Raw genomic sequence first — 22096 nt, forward strand, 5'->3', positions numbered from 1 at the left:
CACAGTGACAAGTGCCTCGCATCTTGTCGTTCTGCCATAATTGAAGAGGCACTAGGCCTTTCGCAATGAGGGAATACTTGTGAAAATACTCGGCATTCTGTTTCTGGTGTTATGTTTTCTGATCACCTTGGCGCTGGGAGCGCAAAACCAAGATGTGGTCAACTTTAACTACTTAATTGCCCAAGGGGAATTTCGTCTTTCTGTGATCTTGGGTATCGTCTTTGTCATGGGTTTTGGCATTGGCTGGTTAATCTGCGGTGCGTTATACCTAAAAGCGAGAGTGACCGCTCGAAGACTGCGTAAGCAGGTGGATAAGCAACGCAAAGAACTTGATAAATTGCGCACGGACCCGCTTAAGGAACAATAATTCATGCTAGAGCTGTTGTTTCTGTTGCTCCCCATTGCGGCCGGTTACGGCTGGTATATGGGTAACAGGAATGCTCGTCATCGACGGCAAGAACAGTCACATCACTTGTCTCGTCAGTATGTGGCGGGGCTCAATCTGCTGCTGTCTGAACAATCAGATAAAGCAGTCGATCTGTTTATCGAGCTACTCCAGGTCGACAATGAGACCATTGATACCCACCTTGCCCTTGGCAATCTGTTTCGCTCTCGGGGCGAAGTCGATCGCGCGATTCGCATCCACCAGAACCTGATTGCTCGCCCTAATCTGACGCTTGATCAACGCAACCTCGCCATGCAACAGCTGGCCAAAGATTACATGGTCGCCGGGTTTTTTGATCGCGCAGAAAAGATATTTTCCGAGCTGGTGGATGAGCCAGATTATCAAGAGTTTGCCCTTCAGCAGTTGTTGGCTATCTTTCAGCAAACCCGAGAGTGGGAAAACGCGATTGATACCGCGAGCAAACTGGTCAAGATGGGCAAGCACAAGTTACGTAAAGACATTGCCCATTTTCACTGTGAGCTGGCGATGCAACAACTCGCTGAGGGCGATGAACATAAGGCACGGCAATGCTTTCGCCGCGCCCTGTCGTATGATAAGAGCTGTGTGCGTGCCAGTTTGAAGCTGGCCAAGCTTGATATCCAGCATGAAGACTACAAAGGGGCGATCAAGCAGCTGGAGAACATCCTTGAGCAGGATGCGGACTTTGTCAGTGAAGCGCTACCTTTGCTGGCGGAGAGCTACCGTGCATTAGGGCGTGAAATGCATCTGGTCCGATTTTTAAAAGAGTGTATTGAAAAGAACGCTGGGGTCAGCGCAGAGCTGATGCTGTCAGAAGTGATTGGCAACAATGAAAATATCGCGATGGCGCAAAGTTTTCTCACTCGCCAGCTTACTCGCAATCCGACCATGCGCGGTTTCCACAAGTTGATGGAATACCATGTCGACCAAGCCGAAGAGGGCCGCGCGAAAACCAGTTTGAACACGCTAAAAGACTTGGTCGCCGAACAGATGAAGGTGAAACCGCATTATCGTTGTCGAAAATGCGGCTTCTCCACTCACGCGCTTTACTGGCAATGTCCGTCCTGCAAAAGCTGGGGGGCAATCAAGCCAATCCGGGGGCTTGATGGTGAATAAGGGCGATGCATTGGCATCGCCGTTTTTTTATCTATCGCGCGGGAATCACCGCTTAGTTGAACACTATATAAGGAACAAGGAGACAACATGCACGACCCAAAAGTCATCGTGGCACTCGATTACGCAGACATGAATCAAGCACTGGCCTTTGTGGATAAAATAGAGCCGGGCTCATGTCGCTTGAAAGTGGGCAAAGAAATGTTCACCTTATTTGGGCCGGCATTAGTTAAACAGCTGCACGCGGGGGGACACGAGGTATTTCTCGATCTAAAATTCCACGACATCCCCAATACGTGTGCACGTGCGGTGTCGGCGGCGGCTGAGTTAGGGGTCTGGATGGTCAACGTCCACGCCTCTGGTGGCGAGCGAATGATGGTTGCGGCACGTGAAGCCCTCGCCCCCTATGGCGGCAATCGCCCCTGGTTGATTGGCGTGACCGTACTGACCAGCATGACAGCAAACGATTTAGCTGACAGTGGCCTTCATACGTCACCGCAAGCACAGGTGCAGCGCTTAGCGGGGTTAACCAAGCAGGCAGGGCTTGATGGGGTGGTGTGCTCTGCGCATGAAGCCAATCTATTGAAGGCTGAATGTGGAGATGGGTTTAAGTTGATCACTCCGGGGATCCGTCCCGCCGGCAGTGACCAAGGTGACCAACGCCGAGTGATGACGCCAAAAGAAGCGGTGCAAGCGGGCTCTGATTATCTTGTGATCGGTCGGCCGGTGACGCAGGCAGCCGATCCTGCTGCTGTGCTGGCAGCGATCAACCAAACGTTAACTAGCTAAGCGATTAAGATCATAGATAAATGGCAATAAAAAGAGCGGCTAACAATGCCGCTCTTGATCAGGCTATGGCCGTGCGCCAGCTGATTTACGCGAACGCCGGTCTAAGACAGGTGCGGTAAAATGACTATCAATCAGCCTTTGCGTCAAGCCGTGTTGCGGGTTGGCAAAAATGTCTGCGGTATTGCCTGATTCCACCACGTTCCCTTTTTGCATCACCATCAATTTGTCAGTAACGTGTTTAATCACCCCCATATGCTGAGACACATACACGTAAGACAGTCCCATCTCATCTTGTAACTCCAGCAACAAGTTGATGATCTGCGAGCGCATGGACATATCCAAGCCATTTAAGGCTTCATCAGCGATAATGACACTGGGTTGCAGAATTAAGGCTCTCGCAAGCGATACCCGTTGCTTTTGGCCGGTGGCCAGCATTTGCGGATAAAAGTAGGCGTGCTCGGGTAACAAGCCCACACGCAATAGCGTGTTCTTAATGCGTTTGCCGCGCTCTTGCGGTGTCATGTTGGTGTTTCGTCGCAAGGGGCCTTCTAAGATTTGCCCGATCTGATTGCGTGGGTTGAGCGAGGTGTTCGGATCTTGGAAGATCATCCGAATCAACTTACAGCGAGTTTGGTAATCTTTGTAACGCAACGTCTCGCCATTAACTCGGATTTGCCCTGCCGTCGGCTCGATAACACCCGCAATCATGCGTGCCAGCGTCGATTTCCCTGAGCCATTTTCGCCCACAAAAGCAATGGTTTCCCCCACATCCAATGAAAAAGACACAGGCTTAACCGCATGAGTGACACGCTTTCTCAACCAACCAGTCCGGTGATGATAATCTTTGGTGAGCCCATCTATTTCAAGAAGAGCGACCATGCTTGTTCTCCATGTTGAGTGGGAAATGACAGGCAAATTTATGGTTTTTCACTTTTTGCGTATGTGGGGTTTCCACACATTTACGCTGTGCATACGGGCAACGTGGCCCCAGTCGACAACCGATGGGCAAATGCTGTAGTGGCGGTATTGAGCCAGGCAAGGTCTCTAGCTTGCTCTTGTGGGGGATGTCGCGACTAAAATCAGGCATCGTCCGCAATAAGGCATCGGTATAGGGGTGGTGCGGCGTCGTCAAAATTTGCTCGCGGTTACCCGATTCCACTGACTGGCCACAATACATCACGGTGATCCTATCAGCCCAACGCGTCACCAAGGTCAGGTCATGACTAATTAGCAAAATAGTGGTGTTGGAGAGCTGATTGGTGCGACTCAGTAAACGAAATATCTGCGCCTGAGTAATGGGATCTAACTCGTTGGTCGGTTCATCGGCAATCAATAGGCGAGGGCGGTTGGCAATCGCCATCGCAATCATCACCTTTTGACACTCGCCATCGGTCAGCTCATACGGGTAGCTTTCCATGACTCGCTTGTGATCCTTGATGCCCACTTTATGCAGCAAGGCAATCGAATGTTGTTTGCGCCAATTCAAACGCTGCCACCAACTGCCCGAGAATGAAGCGGGCGGAATCGCCTCTTCAAGCTGATGCCCCACCACTTCGGAAGGGTCAAGACAGGTAGAGGGCTCTTGGAAAATCATCGCAATGTCTTTGCCGACCACATGGCGACGTTCGCGCGCGGGCAGTTCTAATAGGTCGATATTACCCAAGCGTAATCGGTCGGCGGTCACATGCCATTGATCCTTAGTGACGCCGCAAATGGCTTTGGCCACTAAGCTTTTACCCGATCCGGATTCACCCACCAAGCCACGAATTTCACCATCATTGATGGTCAAACTCATACGATCGACGGCCTTCACCATGCCTTGTGGGGTTTCTATTTCTATGGTCAGGTGTCGAATATCAAGTAACGGCATTATTCAGTTCCTGCGTTGATGGCTTGGCTGATCCCCTCACCCACTAGGTTAACAACCAACACACTGAACGCAATCGCCATTCCAGGCAAAGTGACCGTCCAAGGCGCAGTGAAAATCAGCTCGACAGAATCCCCTAACATAGCGCCCCATTCAGGCGCGGGCGGCTGTGCCCCAAGACCTAAAAAGCCGAGTGCCGCCACATCAAGAATGGCGACAGAAATCGCGCGGGTAATTTCGGTACTCAGCACAGTGACGATATTGGGCAAAATCGAGTGATAGAGCAGATAAAAATCATTGGCCCCATCTAAGCGCGCGGCAATGATATAGTCTTTCCCTATTTCATCATGCACCGCGGTATACACGGCGCGAATGATACGTGGGATCAGTGATAGCCAAATAGCGAGTAATACTTGGGTTTCTCCCACACCTAAAAACGCCACCACGATAATGGCCAACAATAATGATGGAATAGAAAGGATACTATCTAGGATATGGTTTAATACACTCGACTTGAGTCCCTTGGTCATCCCAGCCAGTACGCCAATCGCCACACCGACCAGCGACGCGGCCAATGCGGTGATCAGCGCATAGCCAAAGGTGAGTCGAGAGCCCGCAATCAGGCGTGAGAGCATATCGCGGCTCAGATCATCGGTCCCTAAAAAGTACTCAATTTGCCCTGATTGCACCCAAGAGGGCGCCATCAGTAAGTGGCCTGTTTGATGCTGCGGGCTCCACGGGGCGAGTAGGGGGGCAAATAAGGTAACAAGGATGAGCCCAACCAGGCACCAAAAACCAATCACCGCAAGCTTGTTGCGACGAAACGCATTCCAGGTGCGCTCGAATTGGGTCGGGATATGCTGTTCAACGTACACACTATTTGAGGGCATACCATTTTTTCCTTACCAGCGGGTTCATAAAGGCCCCCAATACATCCGAGATGATATTAATCAGTAATACAAACCCACCAATGACCAAGACGCCGCCTTGTACTGACACATAATCTTTAGCGATGAGCGTATCGAGTAGCCAGCGCCCAATCCCAGGCCAGTTAAAGACTGACTCGACGATGATCACAAAGGTCACCATAGTGGAAACCAGTAAACCAAAATTAGGGATGATCGGTGGAATGGCGTTTTTCATCCCGTGACGAAGCACGATTTCCGTTTTTGATAGCCCCTTGGTCGCGGCGGCTTTGATGTAATTCTGTCGCATCACATAGGCCATAGAGTCGCGTACCATTTTAATGATCTCGGTGGTCGGGACCACGGCAAGCGTTAGGGTCGGTAACACCAGGTGGCGGACAATATCTGTTGCGGCCTTGCCTTGTAGCGGTAAGTCTGACAGCCACAAATCCACCAGCGCGAAGCCGGAAATATGCGGGATTTCATACAAAAGGTTATAGCGCCCAGACACCGGAAACCACTGTAAGTCGAGCGAGAAAACCATGATAAAGAGGATAGCCAACCAGAATGTAGGGATGGAGAACACCACCAGAGCAAACGAAGAAATCACTTTATCGGCTGGCCCTTGGCTACGAATGCCAGCCAGCGTGCCCAGTGGCACGCCCACAATCAAGCTAATAAAGAGCGCGGCAAAGCATAGCTCTAAGGTCGCGGGTGCGACGTGCGCCAGTGTCTCGACAACCGGTGAGCCATTGGCGGCTAAGCCGAGGTCGCCATCAAGCAGTTGGCGAATGTAGTAGATCCAGCCTATCCAGTAATCAAATTGGTGCCAATTTGAATGGGGTGCCAGCAACATAATGTTATAGGCGACCAAAGTGAGGATCACTAGGGTGATTAAAAATAAGTTGAGGCGTCGTAACGTATAAATCAACATCGGTTAGCGCTCCCGCGACACATCGGCGAAACTGTCGGCCCCAAAGGGCGTCATTGTCAGTCCGGTTAGGCTGGCGTCACGCACTTGATGCTGAATGCCGTGGGCCAGGGGGATGACAGGCATGCGACGGTCAAGGATAGTTTGAGCTTCCTGATATAACGCCTTGCGCTTGGCTATCTTGTCCGTGGCAATCGCCTGATTTAGCGTTTGGTCAAAAAAGCGGTTACACCAGTTAGAGATGTTCCAGCCCGTAAACTTCGCGTTGCAGGTGAGCAAAGGGCGTAAAAACGTATCAGGATCGCCATTATCGGCGACCCATCCCGTTAATACCATATCGTGGCTGTCATCACCTTGGCGAATGGACGTGCGATTGACGGTTTTCTCCGGGATAATATCGACGTCGATACCAATTTCTCCCAAGTCCGCTTGGATTAATTCCGCGGTTTTACGTGGGCTGGGGTTAAACGCCGTGGGTTTAAGCGGCACGGTTAAATCGACACTGAAACCATGACGATAGCCTGCTTTGGCAAGTAATGCCGCGGCCAGCTTGGGATCATACTGGGTTTTTCGATTAGGATCATAGGCCCATGACATGGGTGGCAGTAAGCTGGTGGCCGGCGCGCCAGTGCCATAATAGACCGAACTGAGCAGCGGCCCTCGGTCAATCGCTAGGTTAATCGCTTGACGTACTGCCACTTCCGATAACGCAGGGTGGCGGGTATTGAGCGCAATAAAGGCCACATTCATCCCTGTTTGCGACGATAAACTGAAGCGCTCATCACCGACAACCACGGGAAGCTGGCTCGCAACGGGCGAGGCGAGCACATCACACTCGCCGGTCAGCATTTTTGCAAGCGTCCCTGTGCCGCGCGTGGAAACATCAAACACCACCTGTTCCATCGGCGCAGGGCCTTGCCAGTACTGCCAATGGCGGCGCAGTCGAATAAGCTCGCGTGGCTGGTACTCCGCCAGCGCGAAAGGGCCGGTACCAACCGGATAGGTATCGAGCTTCTCTGGCGTGCCCGCCTCCAGCAATTGGTTGGCATACTCTTTTGAAAGGATCACTGAAAAGTTGGTAGCCAAGGTGGAGAGAAAAGAGACATCGGGCCGAGAGAGGGTAAACTGCACGCGGTAGGTGTCGAGCGCTTTAACGCTGGTCACCAAGCCGGCAAAGTTCATGCTATCAAACCATGGATACTGACCACCGGAAATGTGATGAAAAGGATGGTCTGGGTTAATAAGGCGACGAAAGGAAAACACCACATCGTCGGCGTTGAGGTACCGCGAAGGGGTAAACTGAACACTGCGATGAAACGCGACGCCACGACGCAGAGAGAAGGTGTAGGTTTTACCATCATCACTCACCTGCCAGCTTTTTGCTAGCATCGCCTCGGGTTGATACGTCTCGGGATTGAGTCGCAGCAGACGGTCATAAAGCTGACTCGACAAGGTATCAGCCGTGAGGCCGCCATCGGTCAACTGAGGGTTAAAGGTGTTCGGCTGGCCAGGGCCACAAAACACAAAGCCACGATTGTCGGCCGCACGTTGATCGCTGGCAGCGTCACAACCTGCAAGGAGCAGCCCACTCACCCCCAGGATCAAAAACTGGAAAAAAACGCGCATAAACCAAGTGAAATCAGCTATCAAAGTAAACCCCGTAATCTACCACCGAAACGGCTTTACCACCAAGCAAAGTAGGGGCTATCTGGTGTTTCTTTGCATAGGGGGTGTATCTGTGTCCGTACACTCAGCGCATCGGGTCATGCGCGTCGTGTTGCCCCACGTTATGTTTTCGCAGCAGCCCCCTAAATTGATGGTAGCTTAGGCCAAGTAACTGCGCGGCCTTTCTCTGATGATAGTTGGCTTGCGACAGCGCCGCTGTGACCAAATCGCGTTCTTGCGTGGTTTGCCATTGTCGGAGGTCGAGTGGCAGAGGGGGCAGTGAGTCGGCTTTGGTGGTGGAAGTGGCCGCAGTGACCGCAGAATGAGCCCGCTGCCAAGGCGGTGAAAAAGGGTCTAAACAAATCGTGTCGATGGGCGTGTTGGGATCATTGTGACGGGAGAGGGCACGCTCGACGGCATTTTTTAATTCACGCACATTGCCTGGCCACGTATGCGTTAACAATTGAGACTTAGCGTGCTCGGAAAAGCCAGCAAATAACGCGTAGCCAAGCTCCACGGCCATTTTCATCGCAAAGTGCTCAGCCAATAACAAAATATCTTGCTGACGCTCGCGAAGTGGCGGGAGGTGAATGACATCAAACGCCAGCCGATCAAGCAAGTCGGGTCGAAAGCGGTTCTCATGTGCCAATCCAGGTAAGTCTTCATTAGTGGCACAGATAAGGCGCACATCGGCACGCAGAGGAGACGTGCCGCCAACACGCTCGTATTCGCCATATTCAATCACCCGCAGCAGCTTTTCCTGCACGCCCAATGGTGCGGTGGCGATCTCGTCCAAAAACAAGGTGCCGCCTTCCGCCCGCTCAAAGCGTCCCGCATGTCGGCCTTTGGCGCTGGTAAAGGCCCCGGCTTCGTGGCCGAACAACTCTGAGTCGATCAATCCTTCACTGAGTGCGGCGCAATTTAAACTCACCAACGGTTGCGACCAACGGGCGGAGAGATAATGAAGACGCTGTGCAATCAACTCTTTCCCGGTTCCGCGCTCACCCATAATCAGCACTGGACGGTTAAGCGGTGCCAGTTGGCTGACATGATCCAACACGGCGAGAAAACGATCCGATTCACCCAATAAATTGTCTTGTTCACGCATGGCGATTTTTACCAAATAGTGGTTTTCTTCATCATGGCCTTTTTAGTGGGGTAACGCAATTCTTTTTAAGTTATTGAAAATAAACGTCTTAAAAGTTGGCATGGGATTTGAACCCTATTGGATGTGTCAGAGCCGAGTACCACGGGTTAACGCGCCATTGGCCTTAACTCTCTGGCTCATCAATGAGGAAGCGTATTAAGGAGTTTATGATGGGAATTTTTTCGCGTTTTGCTGATATTGTGAATGCTAACGTCAACGCCTTGTTAGACAAGGCAGAAGATCCACAAAAAATGATCCGTTTGATCATTCAAGAAATGGAGGACACCCTCGTTGAAGTGCGTACCTCGTCGGCAAAAGCGCTAGCCGATAAAAAAGAAGTGGCGCGTAAAATTGAAAATATCGAGCGTCAGATCCAAGAGTGGCAGGATAAAGCCTCACTCGCCTTGCAAAAGGATCGTGAAGACTTAGCGCGGGCTGCTTTAATCGAAAAGCAAAAAGCGCATGATGTTAAAGTCGCGCTGGATGAAGAGTTGTCGCTGATTAATGAAAGCGTAGAGAAGCTTGCTGGCGAAATTGCGGCATTAGAAACCAAACTCAGTGAGACACGCGCGCGCCAGCAATCACTGACTATTCGTCGTGAAACCGCGGGCAATCGCCGTGATGTGCGCCGTCACATTGGCAGTGGCCGCGCCGATGAAGCGATGGCGAAATTTGAACAATATGAGCGCCGTATTGACGAACTAGAAGCAGAAGCGGACAGTTATCAAGTCGGCCAGGGCAAAGGCCTAGAAGACGAGTTCGCTGACTTACAAGCGCAAGATGAGATTGAAAAAGAGCTGGCATCTTTAAAAGCCAAAATGAAAGACAACCAATCGTAACCGATACCACAAGGAGCGGACATGTCATCATTATTTCTCGGTTTCCCACTGGCGATTTTTCTGCTGTTTGTCGCCCCGCTGTGGTTATTTCTGCATTACCGCAGTAAGCGTCAAGTGGCGCAAGGCCTGAGTGGGCAAGATTACGAGACACTGCAACAACTGGCGCAACGTGCCGAAAAGCTGCAGGCGCGGGTAGATAACCTAGAACGTTTATTGGATGCAGAAGCCCCCCACTGGAGGCAACGCGCATGAGTAATACCTTGTATAGAGATCCAGAAAATGGCCGCATCGCTGGGGTGTGCGCCGGGCTTGCCAATCACTTTGGCATGGAAACTTGGTTAGTGCGCATCCTCACTGTCTCGGCGTTTTTACTCGGTTTTGGGTTCTTTGTGGTGGTCGCTTATATCGCGGCGGTACTGATCCTGGATAAAAAGCCGCCAGAGGTCAGGCAAGAGCCGAGTGCCGCGCAACAAGAGCATCAAGTGAAGCAAAAACCTTGGCAGTCAGGAAAATCGGCGAGCCAATTGATTGCCGATCTCGACCGTGAGTTTAGCCAAATGGAAGATAAGGTGACGCACATGGAAGCCTATGTGACCTCTTCGACCTTTAACGTCGACCAAGCCTTCAAACAACTCTAACCTCGCTGCCCTGTTTGGGCAGCTTGGCCAATTAGGAGCCATATCAACCTATGCCATCAGTGAAAAGGCGTGTGAAGCAGTGGGTGAGCCGTGGGGCTGACCGTCATGTTCGCCTCGCGGTAACCGGTCTTTCTCGCGCGGGTAAAACCGCCTTTATTACCTCTCTTATCAATCAATTGACGCATTTGGGCACCGAGCCCAACTTACCGCTGATGTCATTGGTGCAACAGGGGCGGGGGCTGGGCGCCCGTCGTGAACCCCACCCGCACATGCATCTGCCCGCGTTTGATTACGACAGTGCCATGCAGGCGCTTCATCAAACCCCACCGGTATGGCCGTCACCGACACGTGATGTCAGTGAAGTACGCCTCGCGGTGCGCTATCGCCCCCAGTCGGCAGCACTGAGGGCAATCAATGAAATGGCCACGCTATACGTGGATATTGTCGATTATCCGGGGGAGTGGCTGCTCGATTTGCCCTTGTTAAGCCAAAGCTACTCGCAATGGTCGACCAAACAAGCAGGGCTACTCACCGGTCGCCGCGGCGAGCTGGCGGATACCTGGACAACCAAAGCGGCGGCGCTTGATCCATTTGCCCCGGCGGATGAAAAAATGCTGGCGGACATTGCCGAAGACTACACCGCGTTTTTGCATCAGTGTAAAGCGCACGGAGGCTTGCACTGGGTGCAGCCAGGTCGATTTGTGCTGCCAGGTGAACTAGCGGGCGCGCCTGTGGTGCAGTTCTTCCCATGGGTGGGGAAACAGGACGAGCAAGCGTTGGCCAAAGCCGGGAAAGACTCCAACTACGGTGTGCTAAAAGCGCGCTACGACTATTATTGCGAGCACGTGGTTGCTAATTTTTATCGCGAGCATTTTGCCAAAATAGACCGGCAAGTGATCCTGGTGGATACCTTGCAGCCCCTGAATGCCGGCCCCGCGGCGTTTCATGATATGCGTCTTGCCGTTGAGCAGCTGATGCAAAGCTTTAAATATGGCAAATCAGGGTTGATGAAACGACTGTTTTCACCACGGATTGACAAGGTCTTGTTTGCGGCCACTAAAGCCGATCATGTGACCCCCGATCAACACCCGAACATGGTGAGCTTATTACAACAAATCGTTCATCAGGCGTGGCAGCAAGCCGCGTTCGAGGGCATTGATATGCGTTGCCAAAGTGTTGCCGCGATTGAAGCCACCACACCCGGTTATGTCTCGGTAAAAGGCGAAAACCAGCGCGCGCTAAAAGGCTTTCTTGCCGACAATTCGCCAGTCACCTTGTACCCGGGTGATGTGCCAGCGCAGTTACCTGAAGAGACATTCTGGCAAGCGCAAGGATTTGATTTTCCCTCTTTCCGCCCTCAGCAAGCCCCCCTGGATGCGCCGTTACCGCACATTCGTATGGATAAGGCATTGGATTACTTGCTGGGCGATAAATTTCGATAAGTGAGAGCGCGATGACGCAATACAAGCCAAAGCAAACTTTTGCACAGGATGTGGATGTAGAACACGACACGGAAAGTCGAATTCAACAAGGCATACAGTTCCAATCGGAAACCGATTTTACCCCTGCACCGAGTGAAGAGTGGGATGCGGAACTTGAAGCGACCCTAACGCCTTCGCCACGACAACGTCGCCGCGTATGGCCGTTTTTGCTATTAGTGACTGTATTACTCGCGGTGTGGCAATCAGCGGACAGCGTCTATCAAAGCTGGCTGGCGCGAGATTGGTTGAGCCTGGGTTGGCAAGGCCTGCTGATCGCGCTTGCCACCACTGGACTGGTGATGCTAGGCAAAGAGTGGCGGGCGATGCGCCGCTTGGTGGAGCGTGAAGCGGTACGAGAACAAGCAGAAGAGCTGCTAAGCAGTGATACGGTGGGGCAAGGAGAGCGGTTTTGTCAGCAACTGGCCGAGCAAACCGGGCAGGCGCAAACAGCCGCCTTTGCCAACTGGCAGCAGCAACTGGCGGCCACACATAATGACAGTGAAATTCTGAGCCTCTATGAGCAGCAAGTGCTCAGCGCACAAGATAAAGCGGCGCGTGCTTTGGTCACCAAGCACGCGCAAGAAGCCGCACTCATGGTGGCGGTCAGCCCGTTGGCGGTAGCAGATATGTTGCTGGTGGCGTGGCGTAATTTTTACTTGATGACGCGTATCGCGCAGATCTACGGGATCCAACTGGGCGTTAAAGCACGTTTTCGTTTACTGAAAATGGTGCTCACCAACATGGCGCTGGCGGGTGCCAGTGAGGCGATGACCGATGTGGGCTTTGATGTGCTGTCGGTGAATATCGCGGGTCGCGTATCAGGCCGGGTGGCGCAGGGGCTCGGTATTGGCCTGCTCACCGCGCGGTTAGGGCTAAAAACCATGACATTGATGCGGCCACTGCCTTGGCATGGTCAAGCCGCGCCCAGCCTGTCGCAGCTTCGCCGTGAGTTAATCAAGCGACTGGCGGGCAAGCGTCAACAAAATGCGTGATAATGCACGTTAAGAAGGTGGCTGGGAGGCAAGCTCACCAGCCACGCTCGTATTCATAGAATAATCAGTGAGTTAATTGCGTGTTTTCTGTGCTACAAACGTGACGGCGTAAGGCAAAAATCGTATCAGGGCTTGACTGTTCCCCCTAACCCGCTCAAACTCCGCTTCAGTGTCAACTTATCCTGACAGCTAATGCAGCGCAGGCAGCCACGACGATGAATGCTTCAGTAACCCGTTGAAGCGGGCAGAGTTTTAAGTATGCATCGCCACAAGGCTTGCTGCCGGTATTGGGTATCACTGTCAAGTCACAGGAATCCATTATGAGACTGAAAGTCTGTTGTGAAGATAGGATCGGGCTTACCCGCGAACTCCTCGATATTCTGGTGCGCCGCGACATCGACCTGCGGGGTATTGAAATTGACCAGGTCGGGATCATATACCTCAATTGTCCGGAAATTGAATTCGACGCCTTTAGCCAGTTGATGTCAGAAATTCGACTGATTTCTGGGGTCACCGACGTACGCAAAGTACAGTTTTTACCGGCTGAGCGCGAGCACAAAGAGTTGCGCGCACTAGTTGAAAGCCTGACCGATCCTGTGGTGTCGATTAACCTCGATGGCTACATTGATATGGCCAACAAGGCGGCGCAAGACTTGATTGGCTCGAGTGAACACCAACTTATCGATGAACATGCCAACAGCGTGTTTCCCGACTTTCAGTTTGCCCACTGGCTGGAAAAAGAAGAAGCCAGTCAAAGTTGTCGGATGGTGGTGATGGCCGGACTCGACTTCCTCATGGAAGTGATGCCAGTGCACATCAATGACGAAAGTGAGCAGCCTGTATTGGTGAGTGCGGTGGTGCAGCTTAAGCAGGTGGCGATGAATAACACCTCGCAAACCGTGTTCCGTACCCCAAGCGATCATGGGTTTGACCATCTTGTGGGTCAATCAAACAAGTTTAAGCAGCTCATTGGCCAAGCGAAAAAGCTGGCGATGTTGGATGCACCACTGTTAGTACAAGGCGAAACCGGTACAGGTAAAGAAATGATAGCGCGTGCCTGCCACCGTCACTCCTTACGCGCGGACAAACCTTTCCTACTCGTTAACTGTGTGTCTATGCCAGATAACGCCGCTGAAACCGAATTGTTTGGCATGGCGGCCGCCGAAGAAGGCGGTAGCGCCAAAAAAGGCATTTTAGAGCAAGCGGATGGTGGCACCGTATTCTTGTACGAAGTCGGCGAAATGAGCCGCCACCTGCAAGTAAAACTGTTGCGCTTTATGCAAGACGGGACCTTCCGTCGTGTCGGCGAAGAACGCGAGATGCAGGTGGATGTGCGCGTTATTTGTTCTACCCAGAAAAACTTGCCCGAGCTGGTGGCGGCCCATCAGTTCCGTGAAGATCTCTTCTATCGGCTCAATGTGTTATCGCTAACCGTGCCACCACTTAGAGAGCGAACGGCCGATGTGATGCCGCTGGCGGAGCTGTTCGTCAAACAATTTGCTGCCGACTTGGGGCAATCCAAGCCGCGCATCGACGAAGCCTTGGCTGATTATCTGACACATTATGCGTGGCCCGGGAATATCCGCCAGTTACGCAATGTACTGCTTCATGCGATGACGCAAATAGATGCAGAAGTGATGACGATCGATGACGTCCAACTGCCAGAAATTGAAAACACCCAGTTTATGAGTGAAGAATCGATGGATGGCTCATTGGATGAAATCATGAAGCGTTACGAGTCGGGGATTTTGCATAACCTGTATCGAAGCTACCCTTCAACGCGCAAGCTGGCCAAGCGATTGGATGTCTCGCACACCGCGATCGCTAACAAACTGCGCGACTATGGGATTGGTAAAAAGTAAGCCGATGCAGGAAGCCAGTATGTATCAGACATCGATTAACCACTTTCCGCGTTTGTCCGTTGATGAGCTGCGCATTGATGCCATCAGCCATGAAGACGTAACCCGGGTGGTGCAGTACTTTCAGCGCAACCGTGATTTCCTCGCGCCTTGGGAGCCTGAACGTGCGGCGGGCTTTTATACTGAGCAAGGGTGGAAGCGACGCGTGCTGCAGTTGATGGAGTTACAAAAGCATCAGCTGGCGTATTACTTTTTGATTGCCAAGCAAGACTCGCCTCAAGTGTTAGGAGTGATTTCGTATACCAGTGTGATGCAATACCCGTCTTATTCGTGCACCGTGGGTTATTCGCTTGATGAAGCGGCACAAGGACAAGGGATCATGCGTCGGGCGCTTGCCGCGACCAATCAGTGGCTTTTCGATAACGTCCACATCCATCGTGTGTGCGCGTCCTACATGCCATGTAATCAGCGTAGTGCCAAGGTATTGGAGGCGGTCGGCTTTGAACATGAGGGCCGAGCGCGCGACTATTTGTTGATTAATGGCCAATGGGAAGATCATATCTTAATGGCGCACATCAACCCGCACTGGCGACCTAAACCAGATTGACTCGCGAGGGTCTCATTGGGGCATCAGCGGATTCCAACGACAAACATAAAAGGCGACCCAGCTAGGTCGCCTTTTGCTTTTTCAGTGTGCGCTTATCCGCGAGTTATTTCACTGTCAGCACACGCATGGTGTTGGTAGAGCCAATCACTTCCATTTGGTCGCCTTGGGTCATGATCACCTGATCGCCTTCGGCCAAAAAGCCACCTTCTTTCAAGGTTTGCAGGGCGCGCTCCGCCACTTGCAGGCCGGCACCGCTGTCGCTGTCAAAATACACCGGCGTCACACCACGATAGAGGGCGGCACGGTTAAGCGTGTGTTCATGACGCGATAGGGCAAAAATGGGCTTACCGGAAGAGATGCGCGACATCATCAAGGCCGTGCGGCCAGACTCGGTCAGTGACACCATGGCTTTCACCCCTTGCATATGGTTCGCCGCATACATGGTGGCCATAGAGACCGTTTCTTCTTGGCTATCAAACTGACGATCGAGACGATGGTTGGAGATATTGACCGAAGGCATCTTCTCAGCCCCGACACACACTTCAGCCATTGAGCGTACCGTTTCCAATGGGTACTGGCCGGCAGCGGTTTCTGCCGATAGCATCACTGCATCCGTACCATCCAGCACCGCATTGGCCACATCCATCACCTCCGCGCGAGTAGGCATAGGGGCGGAAATCATTGATTCCATCATCTGGGTGGCGGTGATCACCAAACGGTTCATGCTGCGGGCGCGGCGAATGAGTTGCTTTTGTACCCCAACCAACTCTGGGTCACCAATTTCGACACCCAGATCGCCGCGCGCGACCATCACCACGTCAGACGCTTCAATAATGTCATCAATGCTCTCATCGCTGATCACGGTTTCGGCGCGTTCGACTTTGGCCACCAAACGCGCGTCCAAGCCAGCATCGCGCGCCAACGAGCGGGCATAGTGCATATCTTGGCCGTTGCGCGGGAAGGAGATCGCTAAGAAGTCGACGCCGATTTTGGCGGCAGTGAGAATGTCTTGCTTGTCTTTTTCGGTCAACGCAGGGGCAGACAGACCACCGCCTTTTTTGTTGATCCCTTTGTTGTTAGAGAGCTTACCGCCTACCGTGACCTCGGTGTGTACTTTGGCCCCTTCAACCGCCAATACCTTGAGCTGTACGCGACCATCATCGAGCAGCAGAATATCGCCATTGGTAACGTCCTGGGGCAGGGCTTTATAGTCAAGGCCGACCGCGTCTTGGTCGCCCATGCCAGGCGAAAGCTCGCCATCCAAGGTGAATTTATCGCCTACCGCCAGGGTGATGGCACCCTCTTTAAAGGTAGACACCCGGATTTTAGGGCCTTGTAAATCACCCAAAATACCCACGTGACGACCAAGCTTCGCCGCAATCGCGCGCACTTGATCGGCGCGTTTAATATGGTCTTCCGCACTGCCGTGAGAGAAGTTAAGGCGAACGACGTTAGCACCGGCGGCAATAATCGATTCCAATACACTGTCTTTGTCGGTGGCAGGGCCGAGTGTGGTAACAATCTTCGTTCTTCTCAGTTTTGCAGACATGATTAACTCCTATATACAGGATGATGTTTTAAGGGATAAAGCAGAAAGGGCAACATCACCGCCAAGTCGTGGATTCGACGAGGTGCTGACACCAGTGTAGCGCATTAAAAACGTCGAATAGATGACACAAAAAAGGAGTGCCAACGCACTCCTCTTAGTTAGGTCAGGGATTCTTTATGAAAGCGTGAATCGCGAATGGCTTCTTTGACACGCTTCAAGTTATCTCTAAATCCAGGCCCGCGGCGAAGCGTAAAACCAGTGGCCAACACATCGATCACCGTCATTTGCACAACACGGCTGGCCATCGGCATGTATTCGTCGGTGTCTTCTGGCACGTCGAGCTGGATGGTGTGCGAACACACTTTATCTAGCGGCGAGTCGCGCTGCGTGATGCCAATAACAGTAGCGCCGTTTTCGCGCGCTAAGTTAGCGACATCAACCAAACTTTTGGTACGCCCTGTGTGTGAAATCATCACCACCACATCGCCGTCATTACAGTTAATGCAGCTCATTCGTTGCATCACGATGTCGTTAAAGCACACCACCGGAATGTTAAAACGGAAGAACTTGTTTTGCGCGTCATGCGCCACCGACGCCGAGGCGCCCAGCCCGAAAAAGGCGATTTTTTTCGCTTGGGTCAGCATATCGACTGCGCGGTTAATTTGGTGCGTGTCGATGCTGTTTTTCGCCACATCCAAACAGGCCATGGTTGACTCAAAAATCTTCGCCGTGTAAGCATCTGCGCCATCGTTTTCTTCAACGTTGCGGTTCACATATGGGGTGCCATTGGCCAAGCTTTGCGCGAGGTGAAGTTTAAAGTCTGGAAAGCCTTTGGTGTCGAGGCGACGACAGAAACGGTTAACCGTTGGCTCGCTCACATCAGCCATCTTTGCCAACGTCGCAATACTCGAGTGAATAGCGGTTTGAGGGGAGGCGACAATGATTTCAGCAACTTTTCTTTCAGATTTGCTGAAGTTTTCAAGATTTTTTTGTATTTTTTCCAGAGTATTCATCTGAGTTACCGCTTACGTTCAAGACCAAAGTTAAAAATTGTCGCTCGGTGAGAGCGAGCTTCAATGAAGTGTTAAGTGTGTCATTCACCACGGCTTTTGACTGCCGCTTAGTAACAGATAGTCTATCGTCTCGCGGATTGTAATGACATTATTATGACTATCTGAGCATAAAAACTTTGTCACCATTCACGCTTTTAGTTATTTCCTTACACAATTAAGGAATATATTTACAGCGTGAAATAAATAAACGGTCAAAAATCAGTCGAAATGAATAGTGTGAACCATTACATTGAAAAATAATTACGTAACCCAAGGTGATAAGGAGCGCGTGTGTCAGGATTGAAAGTTGGAATTTGTGGATGTGGTTGGTTGGGCCAACCGCTGGCGTCACACCTACTTGGCGCTGGGCACCACGTGGTGGGGACCAAGCGCCAACCCACGTCAGCGCAAGCACTGAGCGAGACGCTGGCGACCACTGTGGTGCCGTTTGATGTGATGGCGCCGGATTATCAATCAGCGGCGGCGTTGCTCGAGGCTAATATCGTGGTGATCAATATCGCGGCAGGGCGTCGTCACGCCGACTTTGATGCATACCGCGATGCTATGTGCGCGTTTATCGACCGCCTGGCCCAAGCAGGCGTTGAGTATGTGCTCTTTATCAGCACCACGTCTGTATATGGGGCGCTTCAAGGACAGGTAACAGAGCAAACCGCGACAGCTGCCACTACGGCGTCAGGTAAAGCACACGAACATATCGAAGCGCATCTGCGCGAAACGTATGGAGAGAAAGGAACCGTCATGCGGCTCGCGGGGTTGATTGGCGGTGAGCGTCACCCTTCAACCATGTTGGCGGGTCGACAAGGCTTATCAGGTGGCAATGAGCCGGTGAACTTGATTCACCGCAGCGATGTGATCGCTGCGATCAGTGCGATTATTCATCAGCGTCAATGGGGTCATACCTTTCATCTGTGCGCGGAACTGCACCCATCAAAAAGTGTTTACTATAGCTGGGCGGCGCGCGAGATGGGGTTACAGCCGCCTGAATATCAGCCGAGTACAGGTAATGGCAAATGGATTGATGCCTCGCAGACGCTGGCGCAATTGGGGCTGAACTTACGCTATGCCTCACCGTATCAAATGATCGCCGACGGTCAGGTGACTTCAGACGACCCGGCCCCAAAATAAAAAAAGCCCACACAAGGTGGGCAAAAATAAAGGTAGAGACAAACAAACTCTAAAGTAAGTAGAAAAAGCAGCAGCAGGTCGGAAAGAAAGAGGAATCACGCTCCCTCACTACTGAGGGGAATAAGGCATTTCTTACCGATGCACCCATTAGGACTGGGCGAATTTAAAGAAGTTCCTACAAATTAAAAAAAGTCGTGATATTTAACCAATAGGCGATGTAGATGTGATGCTTGTCTCATAAATGGCGGCAATTAATGCCGCCATCTCACGCTATTGCAACACAGCTATTGCAATAGCGTGAGATGGCCTAGCGTGTCACCGACGTCGGGCTAGGCGGCCCATTGCCGTTGCTTGAGCCATTGGAACAATCCACCCAACGCCACCAAGCAAAGCCCAAGGCCAATAAAGGACAATGCTCGCATTAGCCCCTCTAAACTTGCCATATCAACCAGGAACACTTTTAGGATCACTAGCGCCAACACCGCCATTGCGCCCTGCTGCACCCGTACCGATTGCTGCCAGTAGCCACCCAGCAAGCTCAAACTCCCTATTGCCAACCATACCAATGAATAGGTATACAGCTCTGCATATGAGGTCAATTGCGACAGGGCAATGGTATCGCCTTGCCAAGTCTGACGGATCAAACCGTTAACCAGCAAAAAACCAAACACCGCGGCACAGGTGCTGGCCGCTGTTTGCACTCGGGCTTTTGGCAAGGGTAGCGATGGATATCCCCATTTCGCTAACCACACACACGCGAGCAAAGGAACACCCCACCAAGGCCAGAGTAAACTGGCAAGTGGCGAGTCACCAATCGAGACCCTCTCAACGTATGGGTTATGCTCGAAAAAGAGAATAAATTGGGTGAGTGTACTTAAGATTAAGAGGGCGATGCCGCCGATACGGTACAAAAACGCGAACGTCTGCGCGGCGCGAGCACGATAAAGATACACACACGCCAATAATAACCAGTTCATGCTCATGACCACCGCGCCAGAAACCGAGTGCATCACGCTGGTCAGCCCTTGAAGATCACATAGCCACAGTGTTGCACTTGTGAGCCACAGCGCGGCGAGTTGCAGTTGTGCGCCAGTGAGCCAAGCGGGCAGTGTATGGTTTTGGACCCATCGCTGACCAACATAAATCAACAGCCCAAGCGACGGATAAAGCCATAATGTGTCTGGCAGTGATGCCATATGATGGGTGGAGAGCAATAACAAAGTCGCGCGCGCGAGCACCACGCTGAGCAGTGCTTGGATCACCCAATTGGCGAGCGCTATCCGGTATTGATGGGTGAGCCAAAGCATCACCACTGCTTGCGCGGTCAAGGCCAAGGTCAGAGCGTAATCGCTCAGCAGCAACGTTAACGCGAGCGCCAGGTGGGCATTGACGCCACACCAAAGGCACAATCGAGCCAGAACATGGGCCTGATCGGTACCTTTAAAATGACGAGTAAAGGCCGCTAACACCGCGCCGCCACCGACGAGGCAAGCCGCCCATAACGATGCGCTAGACGCGTACGCAAGCGTTCCGCCCCAAAACGCGCCTGTCACCTTCGCATTAAGGCTCACCATGAAGGGCGTGGCCAGGCACGCTAGCCAGATAAAATGGATACGTTGCGGTGACCGTTTACCTAGGGCCAAGCCATAGAGCAGGGTAATGACACCCATCCCCAAGCCAACCTGCTGGGCAAGCGGGTCGCGGGCAAGATCACCGAACCATAACCAGAGGGCGACCCAAGCTAAGCCCAGCACCGGCCACGCATCCCAGCGTGCGGAGAAAAGCGGCGCGAGATAAAGCCATGCCACCAACGCGGCCATCAATGGCATCCCGACCGTAAATGGTAAAGAAAACGCGGCAGTAGAGGCAATAAACATTATTGCCAGCATCAGCCAAGTATCGAGTGCGTGATGGTGCCAAGCTCGAATATCGACAAGGGTGCGCCAAGACAGCGGCGCGTCAGATGTTGGTTTGAGTAACCACCCCAACGTTGGCACCGCGACTAATAGGTACACAGAGCCGAGGGCAAACCCGGTAACGATAAGCAATGGCACCGAAAAATGCGCAAAAGCAAACAGCCAAGCAAGGTGCATCCCCCACAAGCTATACCATAGCCATCGGCGCTCGACGCGCTGAGCCACATAGGTGATGGCGGCGGCGACGAGCAAGAAATAACTGGCGAGCAACCCGTAGCTGGGGGTGGCACTGGTAGAGAACAATGGCGCGCCATACGCCCCGATGAGCCCGACCACGGTCAGTAACGGACCAAATCTAAGCCCGTAGAAGGTCGCAGCGAGCGAAATCAGCGCCAGCATCACGACGGCGACTGGCTCGGAAATAAACTGATAGGGCGTCGCCGCCATCAAGGTCAGGCCAAACAAGCTGATAAAGCCCGCGCTCGCAATCGCAGCAGGCACATAGCTCGGCCAATCAATTTGCGTATACCGGCGCAACTTATCGTGCAGCCATTCACTGCCAACAATCAAGCCGACGCCAAACAGCGCTCCCAAGCCAAGACGGGCTAACGGAGGGAAATAACCTTCACTGATCAGGTAGGAAATTAAGAAAAGCCCGCCGAGGGTAAAAATACCGGCGCCACTCCAAACCAGCCACTGTTGTTTCGCGCGCTCAAGCCAAGCGAGACGATGACGGTTATCGCCTGATGATTGCGCGTTAGAGGCGGTATGGGCGGCGTTGGTTGAGACCGGCTCTGCAACACTGGGCTCTTTGTTAGATGGCGCATGCTGGGTCGATGTGGCAAGCGCTTCCTGCGTTAATGGGTGGCTATCACGCGATACCATAGCAGCGTCTGTATCGCCGCCAGCCTCAACCGGCTCTGTGTGAGCCTCAGCCGTGAGGTTGGCATGAGTGGACGTCGGCATCGCGTCAGCGTCCGCTTTTGATTGCAACTGGGAAAGGGTATGGCGCACCTCCGAGAGCTCTCGATTGAGTGCGTTGACTTTGAATAGGGCCGAAAGGCCACAAATACCACCAATAAGCATCACCAAACTGGCGACAAACACTAAGAGGAGTAAGGATTCCATATCGCGTTAACCAAGCCCGTTGTCACTAAATGCGTGCACACTGTACAG

The 22096-nt window shown here is 52.4% G+C and carries 20 protein-coding genes; 11 read left to right on the forward strand and 9 right to left on the reverse strand.

Annotated elements, in window-relative coordinates; all coding sequences use genetic code 11:
* Positions 1-79 precede the first annotated feature (79 nt).
* The 3 genes from BGL48_RS04155 (at position 80) to pyrF (ending at position 2326) form a co-directional block, all read left to right on the forward strand.
* Positions 80-367 carry a LapA family protein gene (locus BGL48_RS04155; RefSeq protein ID WP_069361468.1) on the forward strand — a complete coding sequence of 96 codons (288 nt, stop codon included), beginning with the start codon at positions 80-82 and terminating at the stop codon, positions 365-367.
* A 3-nt stretch (positions 368-370) separates the two neighbouring features.
* Positions 371-1540, forward strand: a complete 1170-nt coding sequence (gene lapB, locus BGL48_RS04160; protein WP_069361469.1) for a lipopolysaccharide assembly protein LapB — start codon at positions 371-373, stop codon at positions 1538-1540.
* A gap of 87 nt (positions 1541-1627) precedes the next feature.
* Positions 1628-2326 carry an orotidine-5'-phosphate decarboxylase gene (gene pyrF, locus BGL48_RS04165; RefSeq protein WP_069361470.1) on the forward strand — a complete coding sequence of 233 codons (699 nt, stop codon included), beginning with the start codon at positions 1628-1630 and terminating at the stop codon, positions 2324-2326.
* A 63-nt stretch (positions 2327-2389) separates the two neighbouring features.
* Here pyrF and BGL48_RS04170 read toward each other — a convergent pair whose 3' ends face one another.
* From BGL48_RS04170 to pspF, 6 genes are all read right to left on the reverse strand, one after another.
* Entirely contained in the window at positions 2390-3205 is an 816-nt protein-coding gene (locus BGL48_RS04170) for an ATP-binding cassette domain-containing protein (RefSeq protein WP_069361471.1), read from the reverse strand.
* Positions 3189-4196 carry an oligopeptide/dipeptide ABC transporter ATP-binding protein gene (locus BGL48_RS04175; RefSeq protein ID WP_069361472.1) on the reverse strand — a complete coding sequence of 336 codons (1008 nt, stop codon included), beginning with the start codon at positions 4194-4196 and terminating at the stop codon, positions 3189-3191. Before BGL48_RS04175 ends, BGL48_RS04170 begins: the two co-directional genes overlap by 17 nt.
* The gene (sapC, locus tag BGL48_RS04180; protein ID WP_069361473.1) at positions 4196-5083 is read right to left on the reverse strand and encodes a putrescine export ABC transporter permease SapC; all 888 of its coding nucleotides are present in this window, start codon (positions 5081-5083) and stop codon (positions 4196-4198) included. The genes BGL48_RS04175 and sapC overlap by 1 nt, the downstream gene beginning before the upstream one ends.
* Positions 5070-6032 (reverse strand): ABC transporter permease, encoded by a 963-nt coding sequence (locus tag BGL48_RS04185; RefSeq protein ID WP_069361474.1) that lies wholly within the window; start codon positions 6030-6032, stop codon positions 5070-5072. The genes sapC and BGL48_RS04185 overlap by 14 nt, the downstream gene beginning before the upstream one ends.
* Positions 6033-6035: 3 nt before the next feature.
* Positions 6036-7655, reverse strand: a complete 1620-nt coding sequence (gene sapA, locus BGL48_RS04190) for an ABC transporter substrate-binding protein SapA (RefSeq protein WP_069361475.1) — start codon at positions 7653-7655, stop codon at positions 6036-6038.
* 124 nt (positions 7656-7779) lie between these two features.
* On the reverse strand, positions 7780-8802 hold the full coding sequence (pspF, locus tag BGL48_RS04195; RefSeq protein WP_069361476.1) for a phage shock protein operon transcriptional activator: 1023 nt from the start codon (positions 8800-8802) through the stop codon (positions 7780-7782).
* A 209-nt stretch (positions 8803-9011) separates the two neighbouring features.
* On the opposite strand from pspF, the gene pspA reads away from it, so the two are divergent.
* The 7 genes from pspA to BGL48_RS04230 all read left to right on the forward strand — a co-directional run bounded on the left by pspA (position 9012) and on the right by BGL48_RS04230 (position 15257).
* A complete protein-coding gene (pspA, locus tag BGL48_RS04200) occupies positions 9012-9680 on the forward strand; it encodes a phage shock protein PspA (RefSeq protein ID WP_069361477.1) in 669 nt (222 codons plus the stop codon).
* 21 nt (positions 9681-9701) lie between these two features.
* Positions 9702-9932: an envelope stress response membrane protein PspB gene (pspB, locus tag BGL48_RS04205; protein WP_046073483.1), complete on the forward strand. Its 231-nt coding sequence runs from the start codon at positions 9702-9704 to the stop codon at positions 9930-9932.
* Complete coding sequence (gene pspC, locus BGL48_RS04210) at positions 9929-10318, forward strand: envelope stress response membrane protein PspC (protein ID WP_069361478.1); 390 nt, start codon at positions 9929-9931, stop codon at positions 10316-10318. Before pspB ends, pspC begins: the two co-directional genes overlap by 4 nt.
* 50 nt (positions 10319-10368) lie before the next feature.
* Positions 10369-11760, forward strand: a complete 1392-nt coding sequence (locus BGL48_RS04215; protein WP_069361479.1) for a YcjX family protein — start codon at positions 10369-10371, stop codon at positions 11758-11760.
* An 11-nt stretch (positions 11761-11771) separates the two neighbouring features.
* Positions 11772-12791, forward strand: coding sequence for a YcjF family protein (locus BGL48_RS04220; RefSeq protein ID WP_069361480.1), 1020 nt, complete (start codon positions 11772-11774; stop codon positions 12789-12791).
* Between the two features lie 320 nt (positions 12792-13111).
* Positions 13112-14653 (forward strand): transcriptional regulator TyrR, encoded by a 1542-nt coding sequence (tyrR, locus tag BGL48_RS04225; protein ID WP_069361481.1) that lies wholly within the window; start codon positions 13112-13114, stop codon positions 14651-14653.
* A gap of 19 nt (positions 14654-14672) precedes the next feature.
* On the forward strand, positions 14673-15257 hold the full coding sequence (locus BGL48_RS04230; RefSeq protein ID WP_069361482.1) for a GNAT family N-acetyltransferase: 585 nt from the start codon (positions 14673-14675) through the stop codon (positions 15255-15257).
* Positions 15258-15360: 103 nt separating this feature from the next.
* On the opposite strand, the gene pyk is transcribed toward BGL48_RS04230, so the two are convergent.
* A complete protein-coding gene (gene pyk, locus BGL48_RS04235; protein ID WP_069361483.1) occupies positions 15361-16806 on the reverse strand; it encodes a pyruvate kinase in 1446 nt (481 codons plus the stop codon).
* A 158-nt stretch (positions 16807-16964) separates the two neighbouring features.
* Positions 16965-17819, reverse strand: a complete 855-nt coding sequence (locus tag BGL48_RS04240) for a MurR/RpiR family transcriptional regulator (RefSeq protein ID WP_046073477.1) — start codon at positions 17817-17819, stop codon at positions 16965-16967.
* Positions 17820-18149: 330 nt separating this feature from the next.
* On the opposite strand from BGL48_RS04240, the gene BGL48_RS04245 reads away from it, so the two are divergent.
* A complete protein-coding gene (locus tag BGL48_RS04245) occupies positions 18150-19004 on the forward strand; it encodes an NAD(P)H-binding protein (protein WP_083238424.1) in 855 nt (284 codons plus the stop codon).
* A gap of 329 nt (positions 19005-19333) precedes the next feature.
* Here BGL48_RS04245 and BGL48_RS04250 read toward each other — a convergent pair whose 3' ends face one another.
* On the reverse strand, positions 19334-22048 hold the full coding sequence (locus BGL48_RS04250; protein WP_069361484.1) for a DUF2339 domain-containing protein: 2715 nt from the start codon (positions 22046-22048) through the stop codon (positions 19334-19336).
* Positions 22049-22096 lie beyond the last annotated feature (48 nt).

This window comes from Salinivibrio sp. SS3, from assembly GCF_001722105.1.
Taxonomy (GTDB): domain Bacteria; phylum Pseudomonadota; class Gammaproteobacteria; order Enterobacterales; family Vibrionaceae; genus Salinivibrio; species Salinivibrio kushneri.

Coding starts and splice junctions, on each gene's coding strand:
- pspA (WP_069361477.1), top strand. CDS start 9,012: ATGGGAATTTTTTCGCGTTTTGCTGATATTGTGAATGCTAACGTCAAC.
- BGL48_RS04185 (WP_069361474.1), bottom strand. CDS start 6,032: ATGTTGATTTATACGTTACGACGCCTCAACTTATTTTTAATCACCCTA.
- BGL48_RS04215 (WP_069361479.1), top strand. CDS start 10,369: ATGCCATCAGTGAAAAGGCGTGTGAAGCAGTGGGTGAGCCGTGGGGCT.
- BGL48_RS04230 (WP_069361482.1), top strand. CDS start 14,673: ATGTATCAGACATCGATTAACCACTTTCCGCGTTTGTCCGTTGATGAG.
- pspF (WP_069361476.1), bottom strand. CDS start 8,802: ATGCGTGAACAAGACAATTTATTGGGTGAATCGGATCGTTTTCTCGCC.
- pspC (WP_069361478.1), top strand. CDS start 9,929: ATGAGTAATACCTTGTATAGAGATCCAGAAAATGGCCGCATCGCTGGG.
- sapA (WP_069361475.1), bottom strand. CDS start 7,655: ATGCGCGTTTTTTTCCAGTTTTTGATCCTGGGGGTGAGTGGGCTGCTC.
- lapB (WP_069361469.1), top strand. CDS start 371: ATGCTAGAGCTGTTGTTTCTGTTGCTCCCCATTGCGGCCGGTTACGGC.
- BGL48_RS04175 (WP_069361472.1), bottom strand. CDS start 4,196: ATGCCGTTACTTGATATTCGACACCTGACCATAGAAATAGAAACCCCA.
- tyrR (WP_069361481.1), top strand. CDS start 13,112: ATGAGACTGAAAGTCTGTTGTGAAGATAGGATCGGGCTTACCCGCGAA.
- BGL48_RS04240 (WP_046073477.1), bottom strand. CDS start 17,819: ATGAATACTCTGGAAAAAATACAAAAAAATCTTGAAAACTTCAGCAAA.
- pspB (WP_046073483.1), top strand. CDS start 9,702: ATGTCATCATTATTTCTCGGTTTCCCACTGGCGATTTTTCTGCTGTTT.
- BGL48_RS04170 (WP_069361471.1), bottom strand. CDS start 3,205: ATGGTCGCTCTTCTTGAAATAGATGGGCTCACCAAAGATTATCATCAC.
- pyrF (WP_069361470.1), top strand. CDS start 1,628: ATGCACGACCCAAAAGTCATCGTGGCACTCGATTACGCAGACATGAAT.
- BGL48_RS04220 (WP_069361480.1), top strand. CDS start 11,772: ATGACGCAATACAAGCCAAAGCAAACTTTTGCACAGGATGTGGATGTA.
- pyk (WP_069361483.1), bottom strand. CDS start 16,806: ATGTCTGCAAAACTGAGAAGAACGAAGATTGTTACCACACTCGGCCCT.
- BGL48_RS04250 (WP_069361484.1), bottom strand. CDS start 22,048: ATGGAATCCTTACTCCTCTTAGTGTTTGTCGCCAGTTTGGTGATGCTT.
- sapC (WP_069361473.1), bottom strand. CDS start 5,083: ATGCCCTCAAATAGTGTGTACGTTGAACAGCATATCCCGACCCAATTC.